Below are 21,986 nucleotides of genomic sequence, written 5' to 3'. Positions count from 1 at the left end.
GCTATGCGCACCCGCGGGGGGAGGAGGCGCAAATGGCCACCCTTCATTCTTTGCTCGCGCTCTACGGCGCGCTCGACGACGCGGTGGTCGCGGTGGACGATCCCAACGTCACCGCACGAGTGGAAGCGTTCCTGCCGGGAACCACCGGCCCGGGGCGTCAGGGCTGGTTCGACGACCTCCGCCGATTCGTCCGCCAGCTCTCGGTGGATCCCGAGCAGACCGAATTCCCGTCTCGCACAGCGGCATTGCGCGAGTTCGCCGAGATGCGCACCACCGCCGCGGTTCAGGAAGAGGTCGACATCGGACCGGTCGAGATGGCGCGGTTCCTCTACGTCGTCGGTGCTCACTGGCAGTTGACTTCTCGGGCCGAGGAGGAGCGCCAGCTGTTTGCCGATGCACTTGCGGTGGCCGTTCCCGGCGCGACCGGTCCCGTTTCGGAGACCGGCGGGCAAGCGCTGCTGGAACTGTTCGGCGGCGCCTTCGAAGGCCGCGCGGACTTCAAAGCGGTCATCGAAACCGCGGCAAACCAGAACCTGGTCAGCCAAGCGGTCCTGTTGTATGTGCGCCACGTGTCGTTCGAGTTCGACATCCGGCGCGACGCATGCGGCGAGTACGCCGTCCTCAAGGCCGAATATTTCCGGGACGGGTTGATCGTCAGCAAAGTCAAACGCGTGGCCGATCCCGCGAACTGGCCCCGCTGCAGCCCGTTCTTCTGCGACATGAAGCCCATCCCGAAGACGCCGGACAGCTACGGGTGGAGTCGCGTACTGGAGAGCATCAGCACCCTGTGCGGCGTGGTTCCCGGCTACCGGCTCAGGACCGCGATCAAGTACTGGAAGGGCGAACGAGCCGACGGCGCGTTCGTCAACTACGACATCGACGACGACCGCGCGAACACCGCAGACGACGGGTTCACCATCCTCGACCGCGGCTACATCGACTTCCAGAAGGAAAAGCGCGGCGTCCGCATCATGACGCTGAAGGAGGTCAAGTTCGCCGGCGTGCCGGCGATCGCCACCATCATGTTCGCCGTCATCGGCGGATACGCCGCCATCGGGGAGAGCATGCTGGTCGGTTGCGCCCTGAACCCGCCGTCGGGCCTCGTCGGTTGGAAAGTGTCCGTCTCGACCGGTAAGCCGGCCAAGCCGTTCGATCCGACGGTCTGCGCGTCGTTGCCGGCGGCCGGCGCCCCGTGCGGATGCCAGCAGCCCATCTCTCCTGCCGTCGCCGAGGCGGTCGACCTGTGGGCCAGCTGCGTGACGGAGGTGTCGACCGAGTACGCCGGCCTGGTGAACCACTGGGCGAAGTGCGGTTTCGAGCCGACCGAGATGGTGGATTTCGGTGCCAAGGTGTCGGCCCGGCTGGCGACCGACCCATGGCGGATTTTCGGCCTCATGCTCGGTGCCGGCCCACAACCCAAGGGGCACTGATGAACTGCAGCCACACCGCCTGTCGACCTGTCGACCGCATCGACGTCGGCGAGCCCCATCCGCAACCACACGACTGCACCGCCACCGTGCAACAACTCGTCGACGTCGCGGTCAAGAGCAGCCTCGCGTTCAGCGCCGCCGCCCTGAACTGCTGCACCTCACAGAAGATCTGCGCACCGGTCGGCAACTGCGGCTGCGGGTCTGGATCCGGAACCGGGTCCGCAGGTTCGGCGAATGCCGCACGCGCGCCGGCCAAGAAAACTGTGCGGTCTGAGAAGTTTCCTACTGTGCGGATCGAAGTGCAGCGTCAGCTCACGTTGGCGACACCGCTGTCGAACGGCTACCTGTTCGTTCCGCATGACCGAATCACGTTGCTGCCCACCGCCGGGCGGGATCCCCAACAGAAGCCGCTGGGCACACTGGGACCCACGGAAGTGACCTTCGAGATCGAAGTCGACGCCACCGGACTGCCCGGCGCGGTCTATTTCGCCGATGTTGCGGTGCGCCATCCGGACGGCAAGGCGGACACGATCGTGCCGGTGTTCATCAAGCTGTGACCGATCGCGATCACCGGCAAGCGGTCGACGAGTTACTCGACCGCGCAGTGCAAGCCATCAACCGCGGCGACCGTGCGACCGCGACGTCGTTGGCCGAGCGAGTGCTGGCCGTCGACCACCGAAACCCGGACGCCGAAGACCTCCTGGCGGCACCCACGACGGGCGGTGAGCTGCGCCGGCTCACGCTGCTGTTCTGCGACCTCGTCGACTCGACGGTGCTCTCGACCGTCGTCGAGCCCGAGGCGTACCGCATCATCGTCGGCAAGTACCGCGACCAGGTACAGCGGATCGTCGACCGCTACGAGGGCCATATCGGGTCGACGAAGGGCGACGGCCTGCTGGTCGTCTTCGGCTATCCACACGCCCACGAGAACGACGTCCGCCGGGCGGTGCAGGCCGGGCTGGACATCACCCGCGACGTCGCCCGGCTCAGCGCACAGGCACGCGAGCGCTTCGGCGTCGAGGTCAGTGTCCGCGTCGGCGTGCACCGCGGCCTGGTGTACCTCGACACCGGCCAGGACGACGTCTACGGGTTCGCCGCGAACCTGACCGCCAGGGTGTCCAGCATCGCGCCGCCGGGCACCGTCGTGGTCAGCGACGCGGTCGAGCCGTTGATCCGCGACACCTTCGATCTCGCGCCGCGACCGGCGCTTCCCGTGAAGGGTGTGGAGGAGCCGCTCATCCACCACCAGGTACTCGTCGAACGCGCGAAGTCCAGCCGAGCGCCGTTGGGCCCGTTGGTCGGCCGCAGCGAAGAGCTGGCATACCTCGACGAGTGCTGGGCCCGCGCGCAGGCGGGCACCCTCGATACGGCCGGTGTCGCTTTTGTCGGTGAGGCCGGTATCGGCAAGAGCCGTCTCGCCCAGGCGGCCGTCAGCCTCGCCGAGCAGGCGGGCGCCACGGTGCTCGCCGTGTTCGGCTCGCCGTTCCACACCGCCGCGGGTCTTCATCCCGTGCGCGAGCTACTCGAGAGGCGTTGTGGCATAGACCGACTCACCGAGCAGGGCGAACGGCTGCGACTCCTCGAAGAGGAGATCACCGGCCTCGGACGTGATCCGGCGACGACGCTGCCCCTGCTGGCGCCGGTGCTGGGCATCCCCGCCGAGGCCGGTTACCAAGCGGCGAAGGCAGAAGGCAGCAAGCTGTATGAGGACATCGCCGAAGCCGTCGACGACTACCTCATCGCGTGCCTCGGTGACGGTCCGGGCGTGCTGGTGGTCGAGGACCTGCACTGGTTCGACCCGTCAACCGTGGAAGTGGTCGACGACATCCTCAGCGCACGACTCGGGCGAGTACTCGTCGTGATCACCGCGCGCGACACCGTCAAGCTGCCCAGCGCCGGCAACGTCAAGTTGTTCGACGTCAAACCCCTCAGCGACGACGACACCGACGCGCTGATCGTCGCCCTCGCACCCGACGTGCCCGGCGAAGTCCGGCGATCCGTGCGCGAGCGGTGCGACGGTGTGCCGCTTTACGTAGAGGAAATCGTCACCGGTCTCGGCCACCTCCCGGTACCGGCCGAGCACAACGGACATGTCCCCGATGCTCTCTACGAGTCGCTGCTGTCCCGGCTGCGTGCGACACACAACACCGTGCCGGTCGTGGCGGCCGCCGCGACCATCGGGCGCGAGTTCGACCGGCAACTGCTGCTGTCGGCGACAGACCTGCCCGAAGCGGACGTCGACGACGTCGTCGGCGCCCTCGAGGACGCCCTGGTCGTCGAGCGGGTCGGCGCAGAGACTTTCCGGTTCCGCCACGAACTCCTGCGCGAAGTCGCCTACGAGCTGTCCCCACCCAGCGTCCGGCGAACGCTGCACGGCCGGATCGCAACCGCCCTCGACGCCGGTTCCGCCGACGGAAAGCCCGATTGGCGCCTTGTCGCACGGCATTACGACGAGGCACAGCGGTTCGACGATGCGGCGACGGCGTACCAACAGGCCGCCTCCGACGCCCGACGCCGCGGCGCGCTCGGTGAATCTCTCGGCTTCCTCAACGAGGCGATCGCACGGGTCGAGCGCATGACGCCCGGCAGCCACCGCGACCGGCGGGAGGTGGAGATCCGGCTCCGCCGCGGCTTTTTGGCCTCGGCGGTCGAGGGCACCTCCAGCGCTCAGGCCGCCATCGACTTCGAACGCTGCCTTCAGGTGGTGGGAACCGAGCTCACCGAGGAATTCCTGACCACGATGACGGCCCTGTACGGCTTCTACGCCACCCGCGCCGACCTGCGACGTGCCGAGCAGGTGCTCACCGCCGTCCGCGCCGGACAGAGCGGGAACGTCGCCTGGTTCCTGGTGAACAACGACGCGGGCTTCGCGATGCTGGCGTGGTACCGCGGCCAATTCCATGCTGCGCGAGACGGTTTAGAGTCGGTCGCTGTCCGCACCGACGTCGGCGCCGGCGAAGACGAGGCACACTGGTTCATCCCCAACGAGCCGCTGGCATCGATCTACACCCACCTGGCCGCTGCCCGCCTGGTGATGGGCGACTTCGCCGGTGCGCAGGCGGAGTTCGACCGAACCACCCGCCGCGTCGAGCACCTCGGATTCCCGCAAGGCCCCTACAGCGCCGCATACGCGCGAAGCTACGAAGCCTGGATGCACATCGAAGCCGGCGAACTCGATCGCGCCGCAGCGATCGTCGCCACGTTGGCCGCCGACGCCCAGCGGTACGGATTCGACGCGTGGGCACTGATCGCCGCGACGCAGCAATGCACCGTGGACGGGTTGCGGGCGCTGACGTCCGAACATGTCGAGGCCGCGGCGCTCGAGACCCACATCGGCACCATGACCATGCTCGTCGAAGCCTGGCGCGCAGCCGAAGTGCGGATGTTCCTCACCTTCTACGACAGCATCGTCGCGAGGCTCCTGTTCGCGGCGGGCAGGACCGACGAAGCCCGCGCGCGGCTCAACGCCGCGCTGCAGTTGGCTGCAGAGACCGATGTGCATTTCTACGACGCCGAGCTGTGCCGGTTGCGGGCACACACCGAAGCCGACACCGACAGCCGGGACCGCTGCCTGCAGGATGCCCTCGCGTTGGCGCGCACACAAGGCGCGGCGATATTCGAATTGCGCTCCGCCGCCGACATATTGCAGCTGCGCGGCGATTCGGCGCGCGGCGTCCTGGCCGAAGCCGTCGGACGATTCCCGCCGGACAGCACGTGGCCCGAGCTGGCCCGGGCACAAGCGCTGCTGGCGTGACGCGCCCCAGCGGCAAGGTCGCCATCCTCGGCGGCGGCATGGCCGGCCTCAGCGCCGCCTGGCGGCTCAGCGAGCCGGGCTGGCGCGACCGCTTCGACTCCATCACCGTCTACCAACGTGGCTGGCGACTCGGCGGTAAGGCCGCCTCGAGCCGCGGTCTCCACGGGCGTATCGAGGAGCACGGCCTGCACATCTGGTTGGGCTCCTACGAGAACGCCTTCGGCCTACTGCGCGAGTGCTACACCGAACTCGACCGCGCCGCAACGGATCCCGCCGCCCCGATTCAGACGTGGGAGCAGGCGTTGATACCCGCCGACAATCTCGGCCTGGCGGACCGGTGGGGCGACGAGTGGCTGACCTGGCTGGGCACGTTCACCCGCAACGACGAGCTGCCGGGTGACCCACATTCGGCGGGCCGCGAGATCACCGCCGTCGGCTTCCTGCGCCGAGCCGCCCAGCTGCTCGTCGACTTCACCCGTTCACTGCGCGACGCCGAGCCGGTCGGCCTCATCCTGTCGACCTCGCAGAACCCACCAGCGACCGAAACGGCGGTCGAAGCGGTGCAGCGGGCGGCGCTGGCGACGCTGGCCGCCGCGGCGGAACCGCACTCGTCGGGGCCGCTGCTCGACGCCGCCGTCGCCGCCACCGGCCGCTCCCTCGATTGCGAGCATCGGCCCGACCACAGACGGTCGTGGCTGTTGGTCTCGCTCGTGACGGCGGTCATCCGCGGACTGGTCGCCGACAACCTGGTGACCGACCCCCGCGGCTTCCGCGCCATCAACGACGAGGACTTCGGCCAGTGGATCCTGCGCCACGGCGCGCATCCCGACGTCCTGGAGTTCCCGTTGATCCGCGGCCTCTACGATCTGGTCTTCGGATACGCCGACGGCGATCCGCGTCGGCCCGCGTTCGCGGCGGGGCTCGCGGTATTCCTCACCGGGCTGGTGCTTTTCGAGTACAAGGGCGCGATCTTCTGGAAGATGACCGCGGGGATGGGCGAGATCGTGATCGCGCCCATCTATCAGGTGCTGCGGCGACGGGGTGTCCGATTCGAGTTCTTTCACCGCGTCGACAGCCTGCATCTGGACGTCGAGCGCCGACGCATCGAAACCATTCGCCTGGGCCGCCAACTCGCGCTCGCCGAGGGCATCGACGAGTACCAGCCGTTGATCCGGATGGGCGGGCTGCCCGTCTTCCCCAGCGAACCGCTCGCCGATCAGGTTCACAGCGGACCCGAAATGCACGCGCTCGAATCGCATTTCGGCGACCGCCGTGACGTCGAGACGCGAATTTTACAGCGGGGAGCCGACTTCGATCACGTCGTGCTCGCAGTGTCGCTTGGGATGGTGGACGTCGTCGCCGCAGAGCTCATCGACGATCAGCTTGAGTGGCGGGCGATGACCGACCACGTGCGTACCGTCGCCACACAGGCGTTCCAGATCTGGTTGCGCCCGGACGAACCGGCACTGGGGTGGCCGCGGCCCGGAGTGACCACCAGCGCCTACGTTCCGCCGTTCGACACGTGGGCGTCGATGCCGCAGACGCTGTGGGCCGAGGACTGGCCGGCCGACGATCGGCCCGGCACCGTCGCGTACTTCTGTGGCGCCTTCGACGCGCCGTGGCCTCCTGGCGAGCCCTACGACGTCTATGTCCGCCGCAGCCACGACGCCGTGCACACCGCCGCCGTCCGGTATCTCGACCAGCACGTCGGCCTGTACCTACCCGGTGCGATAACCGCCGACGGCTTCTCGTGGCACCTGCTCTGCGGGGCCGACGGCCTGCGTGGTCGCGACGCGCTGGCTACCCAGCACGTCAGCGTCAACATCGATCCGTCCGACCGGTATGTCCAGTCGGTACCCGGCTCGGACAAGTACCGGCTGCGGCCCGACGAAGGCGGCTACGACAACCTGGTGCTCGCCGGGGACTGGACCGATTGCGGCATGAACGCCGGATGCATCGAAGCCGCGGTGATGTCCGGCCTGCAGGCCGCCAACGCGCTGCTGGGCCGCGGGCGCTTCTATCGGATCCGCGGCTTCTATCTGCCCTGAGCGCAATGCCCGAAGTGGGCCGCCGCGAAACGCAGTACGATCCGGCAGTGGTCGGACTCAGCGGTCGTCGGGCAGCCGTCGTCAGGCTCGCGGCGACCACGGCCGCCGGCTTGCTACTCGTGCAGTGCACCCCCGAGCCGTCACCGCCGACACCCACCGCACCGCCGAGCACGACCACTCCACGGGCCGCCGCTCCGCCCCCGACCACCCCGTCACCAGCGCCGGCCCGAGTGCTGCCCGTCACAGCTGCCGAACTCGGTGAAAGTTGGCGTCCCGGTTGCCCTCTCGAGCCGGCGCAATTGCGGCGAGTCGAGGTCGACCACCTCGGAATGGACGGCCACACCCATCGCGGCGAGCTGATCGTGCACGAAGACCTGGTGCCGCAGGTCATCGAGATCTTCGAACAGCTGCGCCAGATCCGCTATCCCATCGAGAAGATGCGCACACCCGACAAGTACCCGCGCGCCGACGACGAACTGTCCATGCGCGACAACAACACCTCGGCGTTCAACTGCCGCGACATCCCGGGAACCGGCAACTGGTCGCTACACGCCTACGGCCGGGCCATCGACATCAATCCGCTTCTCAATCCGTACGTCGACAGCTCGGGCGACTTCCAACCCGCCAATGCCAGGCCCTACCTCGACCGCCATCGCGTCGACCCCGGACTGCTACACGACGGCGATCCGGCGGTGCGGATCTTCACCAGCCGCGGCTGGGACTGGGGCGGTGACTGGCGAACTCCGAAGGACTATCAACACTTCGAGCGGGTCGAATAGACACCCGCGCCAGTCGGCCCGTGTTCGGGAAATCGCCGATATCCGCGCGCCGGCTGTCGCATCCTGGATTCATGTCGACGAATGCCATGGCGTCCCCGAATCTGCCCAAGGGCTTCGACTTCACCGACCCCGACATCTACGCCCACCGACTGCCGGTAGAGGAGTTCGCCGAACTGCGCCGCACCGCGCCGATCTGGTGGAACGAACAGCCCGAAGACATCGGCGGCTTCGGCGACGGCGGCTACTGGGTGGTGACCAAACACCGCGACGTGCGCGAGGTGTCGCTGCGCACGGACGTCTTCTCCTCAGCCGCTAAATCCGTCGTGCCCCGCTACAAGGTCACCGGCGGCGGCGGTCAGATCGAAGCCGGCCGGGCGTCGATGATCATGATGGACGACCCCGAGCACACCCGGCTGCGCAAGATCGTCTCCCGCGGGTTCACGCCCCGCGCCGTCGAACAGCTCCGCGCCGAACTCGACGAGCGCGCCCAGCGCATCGCCGCCAAGGCCGCCGAAGAGGGCTCCGGTGACTTCGTCCTGCAGGTCGCGCGCGAGCTGCCGCTCCAAGCGATCGCCGGGCTACTCGGCGTGCCGCTCGAGGACCGCGAGAAGATCTTCGACTGGTCCAACCGCATGATCGGCGACGACGACCCCGAGTTCGCCGAATACGACGCGCTCGGTTCGGCCGCCGAATTGATGTGGTACGCCATGCAACTCGCACAGCGCAAGGCCGAGGAGCCGAGTGACGACATTGTCACAACGCTGATCGACGCCGACGCCGACGGTCAACTCAACGACGCAGAGTTCGGCATGTTCGTCGTCACGCTGGCGATCGCGGGCAACGAGACCAGCCGCAACTCGATCACCCAGGGCATGATGGCCTTCACCGACTTCCCCGACCAGTGGGAGCTGTTCAAGCGGGAGCGGCCGAAGACCGCCGCCGATGAGATCATCCGCTGGGCTTCACCGATCACCGCGTTCCAGCGCACCGCAATCGCCGACACCGAACTGTCGGGCGTGCCGATCAAGAAGGGGCAACGGCTGGTGCTCTTCTACCGTTCGGCCAACTTCGACGAGGACGTCTTCGATGACCCGTTCAGGTTCAACATCTTGCGAAGCCCCAACCCGCACTTGGGCTTCGGCGGAACGGGTGCGCACTACTGCGTCGGCGCGAACCTCGCAAGGATGACGATCGACCTGATGTTCAACGCGATCGCCGACCACCTACCGGATCTGCAACCCGTCGGGGAACCGGAACGGTTGCGGTCGAGCATGATCAACGGAATCAAGCACTGGCCGGTCGACTACCACGCGCACTAGCGAACGTCTTCCCACTCTCACTGTACGACGGGGGGTGGGGCTTGCCGCAAGTCCCCGTTCGTGCTGCACAATCTTCCGGCCATGAACCACAACGAACGGAGGGTTGTCGTGCCGACGTCGCCGAAACCATTCGAAGTCCACGAATCCGGTGCGTACCTGCACGGCACCAAAGCCGACCTGTCGGTCGGTGATCTGCTGACGCCAAGGCGCCCGTCGAACTTTGAGGAAGGCCGCATCATGAACCACGTCTACGTGACCCAGACACTCGACGCCGCGGTGTGGGGAGCCGAATTGGCGGCCGGCGAGGGCCGCGGCCGCATCTACATCGTCGAACCCCAGGGTCCGGTCGAGGACGACCCGAACGTCACCGACAAGAAGCTCCCTGGGAACCCGACGCGCTCCTACCGCACCCGAGAACCCGTGAAGATCGTCGGCGAGATCACCGACTGGGTCGGCCATTCACCGCAACAGCTTCAGGCCATGCGCGACGGCCTGGCCGACCTGCAGCGCCGCGGCCTGGCGGTCATCTACGACTGAATCGAGGGCGCCCTCAGGTAGCGGCGCCCACGCGCTTCACGCTCCCAGAGCACACCGCCGCCCGCAGTCACACCCTCCTGGATCAGCGCCCGCTTGAGGATCTTGTTGGTCGCGGTCTGCGGAAGGGCGTCGTTGATACGCACATACCGCGGCCAGGCCTTCGGCGACAGGTCTGGCTGCGCCGCGAGGAATTCGGTGAACCGCTCCGGTGTCAGCGGGCCGTTGAGTACGACGGCCGCCATCACCTGGTCGCCGACGTGTTCGTCGGGCACCGCGTACACCGCGACGAGGTTGATCTCCGGCAACCGGTGCAGGATTCGTTCGATCGGACCCGCCGCAAGATTCTCCCCGTCGACCCGCATCCAGTCCGCCGTGCGGCCCGCCAGGTAGATCCAACCGTCGGCGTCCTTGTACGCCAGGTCCCCGGACCAGTACATGCCGTGGCGCATCCGCTCCTCGGTTGCGGCCGAGTCGTTGTAGTACCCGGTGAACCCGCCGACACCGTAGGTGTTGACCAGCTCACCGACGGCGTCGTCGAAGTTGACCAGCGCGCCGTGCTCGTCGAAAGCAGCTGTCGCACATTCGGTCACGGTGTCGGCGTGATAGACGGTCACGCCCGGATAGCCCCTGCCGATCGATCCCGGCGGGCAGCCGTCTTCGCGCATGACGACGACCGCGAACTCGCTCGATCCGAAGCTGTCGACGACGCGGCAGTCGAACCGGCGCGCGAACTCGTCGATGTCACGTTCGGTCGCCTCGTTGCCGAACGCCGCCCGCAGCGGATTGTCCGCATCGTCGGGTCGCTCCGGCGTGCCCAGTACCAACGCCAGTGGCTTGCCGACGTAGTTCATGTACGTGGCGCCGTACCGCCGAATGTCGCTCAGAAAGCGTGTCGGCGAGAACTTCGCCGGGACCATCGTCGCCCCGCACGCAATCGCCACCGCCCAGCCGGCCGCCACCCCGTTGGAGTGGAACAGCGGCATCGACAGGTAGCACACATCCTCGGCGGTGAGCGTGAACCGGTCCACCAGGCTCGCCCCGCACAACACCGCCATCGCGTGCGCGAATCGCACGGCCTTCGGGTCACCACTGGTGCCCGAGGTGAACAACATCAGGACGGGGTCGGCGCCGGTGACCTCACGGTGCGGGACAAGGGTTTTCGCGTCGAAGACCTCGTCGCGATAGGAGGGTCCGTCGACGTCGATCACCGTCGCACCACCCAAATCCAGGCCGTCGAGTAGCGGCATGTGCTCGGCGTTGGCGAGGACCAGCTGGCAGTCCGCGCGCCGAATGTCACTCGCCAGCCCGTCGCCGCGTCGGGTGGTGTTGATGCCGCACAGCACGTATCCGCCGAGCGCCGCGGCGGCCATCGACCGCAGCATCGCTGGTGTGTTGCCCAGCAGCGCACCGACATGCACTGGCCGTGACGTGTCGGCGAGCGCGATGAGCGCCGATGCCTCCGCCGCCGCCTCGGCCAGGTGTTCGCGCCACGTCCACGTCCGCTCGCCGTACGCCACGGCGGGGGTTTCGTCGTCCATCCGGGACCGCAGCAGCTGCTGCACGGTCTCAATCATCGGCGGGCCGGTACTTCAGCAGCGCGACGCCCGCGTCGACGACATCGACGAATACGGGGCGCACTCGCATCCCGATGTGGATGTCCTCGGGTGCGACGTCGACCAGTTCGGTGCTCACCCGCGGGCCCTCGTCCCACTCGACCACCGCGAGCAGTTGCGGCAGCTTGTCCGCCCACGGCGGACCGGTCGGCCGCCGGGCCACGGTGTAGGTGTACAGCGTTCCCCAACCGTCGATTTCGCGCCACTCGAGATCGTCGGCCAGCGAGCCGGGCGCCAGCGTTCGGGGGTAGAAGACGTAGCGGTCCGCAGACGGCGAGTACTGGACCACAATGCGATGCTCGCGCAACGCATCCCAGAACGGTTGCGACACCGGCGTCGGCTCCGGCAGCGGCGCGGTCATGTCAGTCGCCTCCGAGGATCAGCGCGACCTGCTCGCTCATGATGCCGCCGGTGCCGGTGACGAACGCGGTGTTGCAGTCGCGGACCTGCGCGTCACCGGAGCGGCCCATGATCTGGCGGGCGCCGTCGACGATGTGGTGCATGCCGCCCGCCATCCCCGCCTGCCCGTACGACAGCTGGCCGCCCGCGGTGTTGAGCGGAAAGTCGCCGCGGAACGTCAGATCGTGTTCGGTGAGCCACTTCATGCCCTCGCCCTTGCCGCAGAAACCGGCGTCCTCCAACGTCATCAACACGGTGATCGTGTAACAGTCGTAGACCGACGCCATGTCGATGTCGGTGCGCTGCAGGGCCGCCATCGTGAACGCCCGGTCGGCCGCCCGAGCGACGGGTGTGCGCATCAGATCGTCGGCATAGGTGGGCGTCTTGAACCGGATGTGCTCGCCGAAACCCTTGAGCCACACCGGCCGATGCCGCGATTGGCGAGCGACGTCGGCGTTGGCGATCAGCACGCCGGCGCCGCCCTGTACCCGCATCACGGTCTCGAGCATGTGGATCGGGTCGGCGATCACCGGGCTGTTCAGCACGTCGTCGACGGTGATCGACTTGCCGTGGAACACCGCACCCGGATGCGCGCACGCGTTCTCGCGCTGCTGCACCGCGATCCGCGCCAACGCCGCGGCGTCGTAACCGTACTCGAAGCCGTAGCGCTGCGCGATCTGCGCATACGGACCGTTCTGGCCGACGTTGCCGTACGGGATCTCGAACTCCGCCTGCGGCGAGCCGTAGTTGTTGCTCGACGCGCCGTACCAGCCGAGGGTGCGGCCCGGCCGGGTCTCCGACCGCGGGATCTCGGTCGATCCCGGCACGACGGCGAGCACCGCCTCGCACTGTCCGAGCTCGACCGCCGCGGCGGCCCGCCACACCATGCCCGCCGCGGTCGCGCCGCCGAGGTCGACGCGGTCACCGAAGTCCAGCGGCATGCCGAGATACTCCGACAGCGTGGCCGGGGCGAACATGTCCGACTCGGCGAGTCCGTGACAGGACAACCCGTTCACCACAGCGGGATTCACGCCGGCGTCGTCGATCACCATCTTGGCCAGCAGCGCGTACTGGTCGAGGGTGAACATCGGTGGTCCGATCTGCCGCTTCTCGGCGGGCAGTTCCGCGATGCCGACGATGGCGGCCTCGCCACGCAAGCCCGTCATGCGTTACCCCGTTGCGGCAGTGCGACAGTCGCGGTGCCCGGCATGAGCATGTCGTCGCCGCGCTTGCAGAATATTTCCAGATCGACCAGTCCACCGTCCCGCTTCCCAGTGACCACGCCGCCGAATGTCAACTCCTGTCCCGGATAGGCGATCGCGCGGTTCTGGACCGAGAACGCCACCAGCCGCCCGTCGCCGCCGATCCAGTCGGTCAGCGCACGCGACAGCAGCGCGGCCTGCAGCGGGCCCTGCACGAGCACGTCGTCGTAGCCCTCGGTGTCCCGTGCCCACTGCGTGTCGTAGTGGATGCGGTGTCCGTTGTAGGTGGCGGCGCTGAAGAAGAACATCTGCGTCTCGTCGACGGTGACGACCAGCGGCGGGATCCCGTCACCGGTGTCGACGTCGTCGTAGGCGGGGCTCATGCGGGCCGGGCGATCATCGACGTGGTGGCTTCGGCGAGGAGCTCGCGGTGCTGGTTGCGGTACTCGGCACGCCAGGTCACAAGCACGAATTCGCCGGACCTGCCCTGCTTTTCGACGATCGAGTCGACGGTGCGGACCATCTCGATCTCGTCGCCGTGGTAGGCGGGCAGGTGAAACGTCGTGCTCTCGCCGCCGGCCATCCGCCGGGGCGCGCGGGGAAACGCCATGCTGCCCGTCACTGCGCCGGAGGACCCGTCCGGCCGCAGCTCGTCGAGCCTGACGACTCCGAGGATGGCGTACTGCAAGTAGAGCGGCGGGCAGATGATGTCGCGGTAACCGTGCGCACGCGCGTAGTCGGCGTCGAACCACAGTGGATTGTGATCGCCGATCGCGGCGGCCCAGCGCTGCCAGTCGCGCCTGTACACCTCGCCGGTGGCCACCGCGACGACGGTGCCGATCTTGGCGGCCGACTCCTCGTCGATCAGGCTCATCGCTTGTCGTCCCATTTCATCTCACCCTCGAGCCATTTCGCGGCGATATCGGCTCCCCCGCCGAGCGTGGACAACACCCGTGCGCGTTCGGAGTAAAGATGCAGACCGGTGTCGACGACGTAACCCATACCGCCGTGCAGCTGGTGCGCATCCAAAGTGATCTTCTTGATCTCCGCGGCCCGCATCCGCGCGACTGCCGTCTGCCGAGTCGCGGTGTGGCCTCGCCCGATCCAGAACACCGCCGACTGCGCGGCCAGCCGGGCCGCGGCCAACGCGATGTGCATGTCGGCGACCAGATGCTGCGCCGCCTGAAACGATGCGATGGGTCGGCCGAACTGCTCGCGCATGGTGGTGTACGCGACCGTGCGGTCGATCACCGCCTCCCCCGCACCGACCAGGTCCAGACAGTCCAGCGTCACAACGGCATTCGTCAGCCGCCGCAGAGCCTGGTCGTCGACGGGCACGGGTTCAACGACGGCGACGTCATCGAACCGGACCGTGAACGACGGGAATCCGCCCATCATGGGCGTGGGTTCGACGGCGATGCCGGATGCCGCGGTGTCGACGGCGACCACACCCGCGTCGGTGTGCACGACGATCACGTCGGCGGCATCACTGTCGACGACGAAGTCCACGACACCGCTCACCCGCCACCCGTCACCGGAACGGCGGGCCCGCAGCGGCGGTTCCAGGTCCGACGCGTCGCGCGGATTGAACAGCGCGCACGTGCCGCGTGAGTCGCCCGACGTCAACCGCGGCAGCCACTCCGACTGCACGCCGAGCCAGTCGACGGCCAACGCGGCATACACCGTGCTCTGAACGACTCTGCGGCACAGCGCTCTTCCCGCCTCGACGCAGAAGACGCCGGCCGCAGTGAGGCCGCCGTCGACCGCCAAGGAAAGCACGCCGGCATCGGCGAGCGCCTTCCACTGCGCTGCCGGCTCGAGCTCGGCGGCCAGCACCGAACGGCACATGGCGGCCAGGTCCCGCTCGTCCTGCGACGGAATCACCCGCATGTCGTCACCGCCCGTACGACGGCATCTTGTGGCCGCGTTGCGCGATCACGTCTCGTAGGACCTCGTTGGTGCCGCCGCCGAACCGCATCAGCGGCGACACCCGGTACAGCCGTTCGAAGAACCCGCCGAGCGGTGCTCCCGCGCTGCGGTAGGCCATCAGCCCGTCCGGTCCGAGGAGGTCGAGCGCGAGATCGGCGATCCGCTGGCGCAACTCGCTGGTGAACACTTTCGACACGCTGACCTCCACGGTGGGAATGCTGCCGCTGTCCAGCAGGGAGGCGGCCTCGTAGCCCATCAGCGTGGCGACCTCCACGTCGGCTTCGACCGCAGCCAGACGTCGGCGGAACGCCGGGTCGGCGGCGGGCACTGATCCGTCACGCATCGGGCTGGCGGCCACTGCGACGAGATCGTCGACCGCGCGGCGCAGATCACCCGGCGTGGTCAGCGCACCGCGCTCGTGGTCGAGCGCGCCGGTGATGTAGGTCCATCCCGCGTTCTCCTCACCGATCAGGTTCGTCACCGGCACCCGGACGTCGCGGAAGAAGGTTTCGTTGGTGCGGTAGCCCGACCACGCGTACAGCGGGTGGATCTCGACACCGGGGCTGTCGACCGGCACCATGATCACCGAGATACCCCGGTGTCTCGGAGCGTCGGGATCGGTTCGCACACAGAGCCATTCGTGGGTGGACCGCTGTGCGCCGCTATTCCAGATCTTCGAGCCGTTGATCACCCACTCGTCGCCGTCGCGGACCGCGCGCGTGCGGAGGCTCGCCAGGTCGGTTCCCGCGTTGGGTTCGGAGTAGCCCAGCGCGCAGACGATCTCACCGCGGGCAATGCCCGGCAGGAACTCCTTCTTGTTCTGCTCGGTGCCGTGCCGCATGATCATCGGCGCCACCGATGTCACCGTCAGGTCGGGCCCTGGCGCACCGGCGTACTCGAACTCGCTCATCAGCAGGTGCTGGTGAGTGGCAGTCAGGCCGAGTCCGCCGTAGTCCGTCGGCCAGTTCAGCCCGAACCAGCCCCTTTCGCCGATCTTGCGGCGAAACGCCGTGACCTCGCCGCCCTGGTACTCCAGGCCGTGCTCGAGGATCTCGGCCTTCAGCGGAGGTGTGACGTGCTCGGCGAGGAACTGCCGCACTTCGGCGACCCACGCGCGCTGCTCGTCGTCCAGCTCGAAGTCCACGAGGGCGACAGTATCGAGAATCTGTCTACCCCGGCGGGAAAAGCGATGCCTATCCGGCCGCGAAACCCGCCGTCACGGCGTTAAGCTCCCGCCGTGGCCAGCTATGTCACCGAGATCGGCCTGTTGATCATCAGCGCGTTCTCGGGCGAATCACGGGGAGGTGTGCGGTGCAGATCCGATTCATCGGCGTGGCAGCCGCACTGACGGCGACGGCCGTCGTATCCGGATGCGGCCTGACCGGGCCGGCACCGACCGAAGTACCCGCACAGTCCGGCCGGATCTCCATCGACGGCACCTCACAGGACACCGAGTCCGTCGAGTGCACCCAGCACGCCTGGGACCTCATGATCGACGCCGACGCCGAGCCCGGGCGCGCCGAGGTCTTCCTACACCTCGGCGGCGCCGAGCCAATCGTCCGGACCGTCAACATCGCGAACATCAACGACATCCACGGCGTCGCCGGCGGTGACACCGGTAAGGCCGAAGCCTCCATCGACGGCAACGTCTACACCATCACCGGCACCGTCGTCGGCTCCGACCGAGCCAATCCGAGCCAGAGGCGCCCGATGCCGTTCGAGATCAAAGCGCCCTGCTGACCCAGCATCCGCAAGCGGCACTACGTTGAGGCCATGTCCCTCATCGACCTGGCGCTGCTGCCCGTCCGCCTGGGGCTGCGCGCAGCAGACTCCGTGCTGAAGGCCGTCACCCCGGCTGCGCCGGCGACACCCGAAGACCTCCAAGTCATCAACGGGATGCCCGAGGGCGTACCGCAGGCCGCGCTGCGCCCCGAGCCGAAACTTTCGGCGCCACAAGGATGGCCGTTCGGCGAGGACTTCCCGCGCACCTGCGGCACCGGCCGCTACGCCGGCGGCGCCCTGTTCTGGACCGACTTCCTCTACGACGACCACGGCGCGACCGGCCTGCCCGTCGCCATCCCGACCGGTGGGCTGGTCCCGGCGCGCGGCACCTACGTCTATCCCGACGGGCCCGCCGCCCGCAACGGCGCCGACATCTTCCGCGTCGCGATCGGGCTCACCGACACCCACACCTGGTGGCGCGTCGACTGGAACACCCTGCTCGACCCGTCAATCCCCGTCGCGCTCTTCACTTTCGACACCGACCGCGCCGCGGCACCCACCAACGAGTGGCCCGCCAACGCCGGCGTCACCTCCGCCGGCATCGACACGGCGCTGCTCATCTCCGGCCAAGAAGCCAGATTGATCGACCTCACCACGCAGACGTCGACACCCGTGGCCCACCAGGTCGACATGCAGTCGCGGTCCTTCCTCGCCCACGTGCCCCGTGCGCTCGTCGAACCGACAGGCACCTGGACCGTCCGGTTGGCCGCCGGGTTGGCGAACGACACCGGCGACGGGTTCGCCGACGTTCCCGTCACCCGCGGCGCGCGGCCCGGCCAGCCGAACGTCTACAACGTGGCTTTCCGCACCCATCAGCAGGAGAAGGCGCACCTGAACTTCTGGTCCGATCAGGCCCAGGCCGCCGCGCTCACCGACGGCGACATCACCGGGTTCTCACTACCGGTCGCGTGGGACCAGCTCGCCGAGCGCCGCACCACCGACGAGCCGATCGTGCGCGGCACGTCCACCCGCTGGTACGTCTCGTCGATCGAGCTCGGCCAGGGCGTCGCCGACACGAACATCCTCGACACCGACCCGCAGTTCCTCGGCCGTGTGCAGCCCTATTCGGTGTGCCTGCCGTCGACGTATGCGCCCGGCCGCACGCTGCCGTTGACGCTGCTCCTGCACTCACTTGCGTTGGGCCAGAACCAATTCGCCGCGATCGAACCCCGCCTGCTGCACCAGGTCTGCGAGGACCGCGACTCCGTGGTGGTGACGCCGCTGGCGCGCGGACCGTCGGGCTGGTACTTCGACGAAGCCGAACTCGACGTGTGGGAGGTGTGGGCGCGGGTGGCCGAACAGCTCGGCACCGACCCGAACCGCACGGTGGTCTCCGGCTACTCGATGGGCGGCTACGGCGCGTACAAGCTGGGCCTGACGTATCCGGAGGTGTTCGCCCAGGCCGTCGTGCTCGCCGGCCCGCCGGTCTGCGGTGTGCGACTGCTGCCCAACGTCGACGTCCCCGGTGACCTCGACCTGAACTCGCACTGCGCCCGCGAGGGCGACACCTGGGAACTGCTGCCCAACGCGCGGTGGCTTCCGTTCCTCATCGCCCACGGTGTGCTCGACCAGCTCGTGCCGATCACGTCGGTGCTGTCGCAGGTGCTCGAACTCGACCGGCTGGGCTACCGCTACCGGTTCACCGCCTACCCGTTCGAGGACCACGTCACCTGGGTGCTCGAGGACGAGTTCGACGACCCGATCTCGCACATGGGCACCGGCCTGCGCCAGAGCGACCCCGGGCACATCACGTACACGTGGTATCCGGAGCTGGTGCGGCCCGATCTCGGCCTTGGGCCGCACCGGGTTTGGTGGTTGTCGAACCTGGCGGCCGACCCGGACCTGGCGGAGAGGCGCGGTGCGGTCGCGTCCGTCGACGCGCGGTCGTATTCACGCCCGGACCCGACGCGCACGATCCGGCGTCGCCGCGGCGTCGAACCCGACCTCGACCTGTCCCCCGGCCTGTACACCGAATTGCTGTGGCGTACAGGCGCTGCCGTCGGGCCGCTGCCATTCCTGACGTTGAAGCTCACCGGTGTCGCGGGACTCACCGTGGACGTCGCGAGGGCCGGGCTCGCCTCGCTGGACACGTCGACCATCGACGTCTCGACCGACGCTCCCGCACGGGTCGAACTCGCCGCACTGCCCCCGGATGTGGCGGTGCTGTTGGACGGCGAGCCGACGGGTCCGCTCGTGCAGGTGCCGGCCGGGCGGCACACCATCGCGCTCACCACCGCGGCAGTGCCCTCCAAAGAGGTGATGGCGGCGCTGTTGCGGCGGTAGCATCCGGCGCGTGCCGGACGGTCCTCGCGTCGACGCCGAACAGCGTCAGGTCTCCGGACTGGCCGCTGTCATGACCGTGATCGCGATGGGGCTCGGCTATGCGATCTCGATCGGCGACCCGACCGCCCTGTCGGCCAACCTGCAACTGGTGTCGACCGGGCTGGGAATCACCGGAACCACCGCGACGTTCGTCGCCAGCCTCGCGACCCTGACCATGGCCGCCGCGGTGCTGAGCGCAGGCGCGCTCGGCGATCTCTACGGCATGCGGCGGATGTACCTGCTCGGGTTGTCCGGTGCCACCGTGTTCAGCGTGCTCGCCGCCGCTGCGCCCGCGCCGGCGGTGCTGATCGTCGCCCGCGCCGGGGCCGGCGTGATGCTGGCATTCCTGATCGGGCTGTCGCTGGCGATCACCAACGCGGTGTTCCCGCCAGGTCGGCGGGCCGCGGCGATCGCCGCCTACTTCGGCGTGGGGTACGCCGTCGCCACCCCGATGCCCGCCATCAGCGGCATGCTTGGCCACGCCATCGGTTGGCGCGCATGCTTTTTCGTCGTGCCGATGATCGCGGTGCTGGGGCTGGTCATCACCTGGCGGTACGTGCCCGAGACCGTACGCGGCACCCACCGCCTCGACGTGCTCGGGATGGCGTTGTTCGCCATTGCGCTGATGGGGTTGATCTTCGGCATGTCGCGGATCGAGACCGGCATCAACGCCGTCGGTCTGTCCGCTGTCGCGGTCGGACTGCTGGCCGGTTGCGCCTTCGTCGCGCAGGAGTTGCGCACGCGCGAGCCCGCTTTGGACATGCGGGTCTTTCGTTCCGGCCGGTTCAACGCCGCCGTGACGGCGGGGGTGATGTTCAACATCGTGCTCGGCGGTTCGATGGTGCTGATGTCGTTCTACCTCGTCACGATCCGCAAGGAATCGCACGAGCTGTTCGGGCTGCTGCTGATCCCCGCCACCGCGATGGCCGCCGTGGCCGCCACCTCCGCCGGCCCGGCCGCGAACCGGTTCGGGCCCCGCGCCGTGATGGTCAGCGGGCTCACGGTCATGCTCGGCGGGCTGCTGACCATGCGGTTGTTCGACCTGGACACGTCGCGGACGACGGTGTTCGCCGCCGCCGCGCTCATCGTGGTCGGCGGTGCACTGGTCACCACCCCGCAAGCCATGATCATGATGGGCAGCGCGCCACCCGATCTGGGCGGAGCGGTCTCGGCAGTCAAGAGCGCGGTCAACGAGGGCGGGTATTCGCTCGGCCCAGCGCTTTTCGCGCTCGTCGGGATCAACCTGTTCCTCACCAACAGCGTCCACGACCTGCACCAGGCGGGGATCACGCGAGCCGAGACCCGCGAGGCGATGCTGACCGTGCACGGCGGTCACGGCGCGCAACTGGTCGACCCCGAGCAGGCGCGGCTGGTGGTGGATCAGGCGCCGCACAACGCGGTCGACGCGATCCACACGCTGAGCTTGGTCATGGCCGTCGGGCCGATCGCGGCGATCATCCTGGCGCTCTTCTTGATCAAGCCCGCCAGATGATCAGCAACAGTCCAGCAGTTCGGCCAATTCGATTTCGAAGCGATCGGCCAGATTCGGTAAGTCGTTCACCAGTTTTCGGCACGAGATGATGCCGACGTTCAGCTTGCCGCTCAACGACATCACCGTGATGTTCAGTCCCGAACCGTGAAAGATCGGTCCCAGCGGATACAGCGACTTCATCTCGGCGCCCATCGCATACAGCGTGGTGTCCGGTCCCGCCACGTTCGAGATCACCACGTTGTGGATGGGCGTGCGCTTCAGCGGGGTGTGCGACATCACCCCCATTGCCATCCCGAACAACGGTGGAGGCAGCGCCTGGGTCACGTCGGCCAACAGTGTCGGGGCGATGGCCGAACTGTGTTCCTTTGCCCGCCAACTGGATTCGGCGATGGCTCGCAACCGCTCGGCGGGATCGGCGACGTGCGACTGCAGGTTGCAGAACATGCCCGAGAGCTGGTTGCGGCCCGGCCGGTCGGACTTGTCGTGCACCGACGCCGGAACCACCGCCACCAGCGGCTTGTCGGGCAGCTCTTTGCGGTCGAGCAGGTATCCGCGCAGCGCGCCGGCGCACAACGCCATCACCACGTCGTTGACCTTGACGCCGAACGCATTCTTCACACGTTTGACGTCGGCCATCTCGAGTTGCGCCAGCGCGATGGTGCGGTCGGCGGTGATCTCGGCGTTGAACACCGTCGCAGGAGCTTTGAACGGCGCGGCCATCGCCGTGCCGCTGCGGGCGCGGGCGATCGTGCTGGCGATCGTCGACATCGTGGCGGGCACCGCTCTCGCCAGTTGTAACGGCCGCGTGAGCGACCGCATCAAACCGTCGGCGGCGATCTCCAACCGCGTCGCTCCGCCGGGACCGGGCACGGAATCCGGTGGCGGGGCGTCGGGTTCGACGTCGCACAACTTGCTGATCAGGTTGGCCGCCGAGACGCCATCCACCGCGGCGTGGTGCACCTTCGTCATCAGCGCGACGTCGCCGGTCTCATGCGGGTCGGTTTCGGCGATGCCCTCGATGACCCACATCTCCCACAACGGCTTGCTGCGGTCCAACGGAGTCGACGCGATGCGCCCGCACACCTCGGTCAGTTCGGTGTGCCCGCCCGGAGCCGGCAGCGCGATGCGGTGCAGGTGATAGGACAGATCCACGTCGTCGTCCTCCACCCACACCGGATGGTCCAGATTCAGCTGGCTGTTGGCGAGCTTTGCCCGGAACTCCGGCAACGCCCGCAGCCGCGTCGCCAGGTGGTCGCGGACTCGTTCGAAGCGGTAGCCGCCGGGGATCGTCGACGTGTCAAGGTGTCTTGAGTCAAGAAATTGGCAGGTTTTCGTGGGTAATGGCGTGGAGGTAGGCCTGCCGTGGGGTGCGGTCGTCAA

The 21,986-nt window shown here is 68.1% G+C and carries 18 protein-coding genes; 10 read left to right on the top strand and 8 right to left on the bottom strand.

The window, feature by feature from the left end:
* Positions 1-32: 32 nt before the first annotated feature.
* The 7 genes from AU188_RS13995 (at position 33) to arr (ending at position 9,867) form a co-directional block, all read left to right on the top strand.
* Positions 33-1,430: a hypothetical protein gene (locus AU188_RS13995; RefSeq protein WP_059164308.1), complete on the top strand. Its 1,398-nt coding sequence runs from the start codon at positions 33-35 to the stop codon at positions 1,428-1,430.
* Entirely contained in the window at positions 1,430-1,987 is a 558-nt protein-coding gene (locus tag AU188_RS13990; protein ID WP_059164307.1) for a hypothetical protein, read from the top strand. Before AU188_RS13995 ends, AU188_RS13990 begins: the two co-directional genes overlap by 1 nt.
* Positions 1,984-5,184, top strand: coding sequence for an ATP-binding protein (locus AU188_RS13985; RefSeq protein WP_059164306.1), 3,201 nt, complete (start codon positions 1,984-1,986; stop codon positions 5,182-5,184). Before AU188_RS13990 ends, AU188_RS13985 begins: the two co-directional genes overlap by 4 nt.
* Positions 5,181-7,232, top strand: a complete 2,052-nt coding sequence (locus tag AU188_RS13980; RefSeq protein WP_059164305.1) for an FAD-dependent oxidoreductase — start codon at positions 5,181-5,183, stop codon at positions 7,230-7,232. The genes AU188_RS13985 and AU188_RS13980 overlap by 4 nt, the downstream gene beginning before the upstream one ends.
* 47 nt (positions 7,233-7,279) lie before the next feature.
* On the top strand, positions 7,280-8,011 hold the full coding sequence (locus tag AU188_RS13975; RefSeq protein WP_502687614.1) for a M15 family metallopeptidase: 732 nt from the start codon (positions 7,280-7,282) through the stop codon (positions 8,009-8,011).
* 86 nt (positions 8,012-8,097) lie between these two features.
* A complete protein-coding gene (locus AU188_RS13970) occupies positions 8,098-9,330 on the top strand; it encodes a cytochrome P450 (RefSeq protein ID WP_156426690.1) in 1,233 nt (410 codons plus the stop codon).
* A 108-nt stretch (positions 9,331-9,438) separates the two neighbouring features.
* Complete coding sequence (arr, locus tag AU188_RS13965; RefSeq protein WP_156426689.1) at positions 9,439-9,867, top strand: NAD(+)--rifampin ADP-ribosyltransferase; 429 nt, start codon at positions 9,439-9,441, stop codon at positions 9,865-9,867.
* Here arr and fadD1 read toward each other — a convergent pair.
* From fadD1 to AU188_RS13930, 7 genes are read right to left on the bottom strand one after another with little or no spacing between them, the layout of a single operon-like run.
* Complete coding sequence (gene fadD1 / locus AU188_RS13960; protein WP_059164302.1) at positions 9,858-11,441, bottom strand: fatty-acid--CoA ligase FadD1; 1,584 nt, start codon at positions 11,439-11,441, stop codon at positions 9,858-9,860. The two genes, arr and fadD1, sit on opposite strands and share 10 nt — an antisense overlap.
* Positions 11,434-11,841 (bottom strand): Zn-ribbon domain-containing OB-fold protein, encoded by a 408-nt coding sequence (locus AU188_RS13955; protein WP_059164301.1) that lies wholly within the window; start codon positions 11,839-11,841, stop codon positions 11,434-11,436. Before AU188_RS13955 ends, fadD1 begins: the two co-directional genes overlap by 8 nt.
* A gap of 1 nt (position 11,842) precedes the next feature.
* A complete protein-coding gene (locus tag AU188_RS13950; protein ID WP_059164300.1) occupies positions 11,843-13,045 on the bottom strand; it encodes a thiolase family protein in 1,203 nt (400 codons plus the stop codon).
* A complete protein-coding gene (locus AU188_RS13945; RefSeq protein WP_059164299.1) occupies positions 13,042-13,464 on the bottom strand; it encodes a MaoC family dehydratase in 423 nt (140 codons plus the stop codon). Before AU188_RS13945 ends, AU188_RS13950 begins: the two co-directional genes overlap by 4 nt.
* Positions 13,461-13,970, bottom strand: coding sequence for a MaoC family dehydratase (locus tag AU188_RS13940; protein ID WP_059164298.1), 510 nt, complete (start codon positions 13,968-13,970; stop codon positions 13,461-13,463). Before AU188_RS13940 ends, AU188_RS13945 begins: the two co-directional genes overlap by 4 nt.
* Positions 13,952-14,971 (bottom strand): acyl-CoA dehydrogenase family protein, encoded by a 1,020-nt coding sequence (locus AU188_RS13935; protein WP_059164297.1) that lies wholly within the window; start codon positions 14,969-14,971, stop codon positions 13,952-13,954. The genes AU188_RS13940 and AU188_RS13935 overlap by 19 nt, the downstream gene beginning before the upstream one ends.
* Positions 14,972-14,975: 4 nt before the next feature.
* Positions 14,976-16,154, bottom strand: coding sequence for an acyl-CoA dehydrogenase family protein (locus AU188_RS13930; protein WP_059164296.1), 1,179 nt, complete (start codon positions 16,152-16,154; stop codon positions 14,976-14,978).
* Positions 16,155-16,321: 167 nt separating this feature from the next.
* Here AU188_RS13930 and AU188_RS13925 point away from each other — a divergent pair, with 167 nt between their 5' ends.
* The 3 genes from AU188_RS13925 to AU188_RS13915 are packed head-to-tail and all read left to right on the top strand — an operon-like array spanning position 16,322 to position 20,606.
* Entirely contained in the window at positions 16,322-16,750 is a 429-nt protein-coding gene (locus AU188_RS13925) for a lipoprotein LpqH (RefSeq protein ID WP_082686632.1), read from the top strand.
* 33 nt (positions 16,751-16,783) lie between these two features.
* Entirely contained in the window at positions 16,784-19,075 is a 2,292-nt protein-coding gene (locus AU188_RS13920; RefSeq protein WP_059164295.1) for an alpha/beta hydrolase-fold protein, read from the top strand.
* A 10-nt stretch (positions 19,076-19,085) separates the two neighbouring features.
* The gene (locus tag AU188_RS13915) at positions 19,086-20,606 is read left to right on the top strand and encodes an MFS transporter (RefSeq protein WP_286137464.1); all 1,521 of its coding nucleotides are present in this window, start codon (positions 19,086-19,088) and stop codon (positions 20,604-20,606) included.
* Here the strand turns inward: AU188_RS13915 and AU188_RS13910 are convergent, their stop codons facing one another.
* Positions 20,607-21,986 carry a WS/DGAT/MGAT family O-acyltransferase gene (locus AU188_RS13910; RefSeq protein WP_059164294.1) on the bottom strand — a complete coding sequence of 460 codons (1,380 nt, stop codon included), beginning with the start codon at positions 21,984-21,986 and terminating at the stop codon, positions 20,607-20,609.

This window comes from Mycobacterium sp. IS-3022 (genome assembly GCF_001500065.1).
GTDB lineage: Bacteria > Actinomycetota > Actinomycetes > Mycobacteriales > Mycobacteriaceae > Mycobacterium.
Note: the sequence above shows the minus strand (reverse complement) of the source record. Positions and strands in the feature narration are given on the sequence as shown.

Excerpts from the sequence above, each read along its gene's own strand:
- AU188_RS13995 (WP_059164308.1), top strand. The coding sequence starts at position 33 with ATGGCCACCCTTCATTCTTTGCTCGCGCTCTACGGCGCGCTCGACGAC.
- AU188_RS13990 (WP_059164307.1), top strand. The coding sequence starts at position 1,430 with ATGAACTGCAGCCACACCGCCTGTCGACCTGTCGACCGCATCGACGTC.
- AU188_RS13970 (WP_156426690.1), top strand. The coding sequence starts at position 8,098 with ATGGCGTCCCCGAATCTGCCCAAGGGCTTCGACTTCACCGACCCCGAC.
- fadD1 (WP_059164302.1), bottom strand. The coding sequence starts at position 11,441 with ATGATTGAGACCGTGCAGCAGCTGCTGCGGTCCCGGATGGACGACGAA.
- AU188_RS13955 (WP_059164301.1), bottom strand. The coding sequence starts at position 11,841 with ATGACCGCGCCGCTGCCGGAGCCGACGCCGGTGTCGCAACCGTTCTGG.
- AU188_RS13950 (WP_059164300.1), bottom strand. The coding sequence starts at position 13,045 with ATGACGGGCTTGCGTGGCGAGGCCGCCATCGTCGGCATCGCGGAACTG.
- AU188_RS13945 (WP_059164299.1), bottom strand. The coding sequence starts at position 13,464 with ATGAGCCCCGCCTACGACGACGTCGACACCGGTGACGGGATCCCGCCG.
- AU188_RS13940 (WP_059164298.1), bottom strand. The coding sequence starts at position 13,970 with ATGGGACGACAAGCGATGAGCCTGATCGACGAGGAGTCGGCCGCCAAG.
- AU188_RS13935 (WP_059164297.1), bottom strand. The coding sequence starts at position 14,971 with ATGCGGGTGATTCCGTCGCAGGACGAGCGGGACCTGGCCGCCATGTGC.
- AU188_RS13920 (WP_059164295.1), top strand. The coding sequence starts at position 16,784 with ATGTCCCTCATCGACCTGGCGCTGCTGCCCGTCCGCCTGGGGCTGCGC.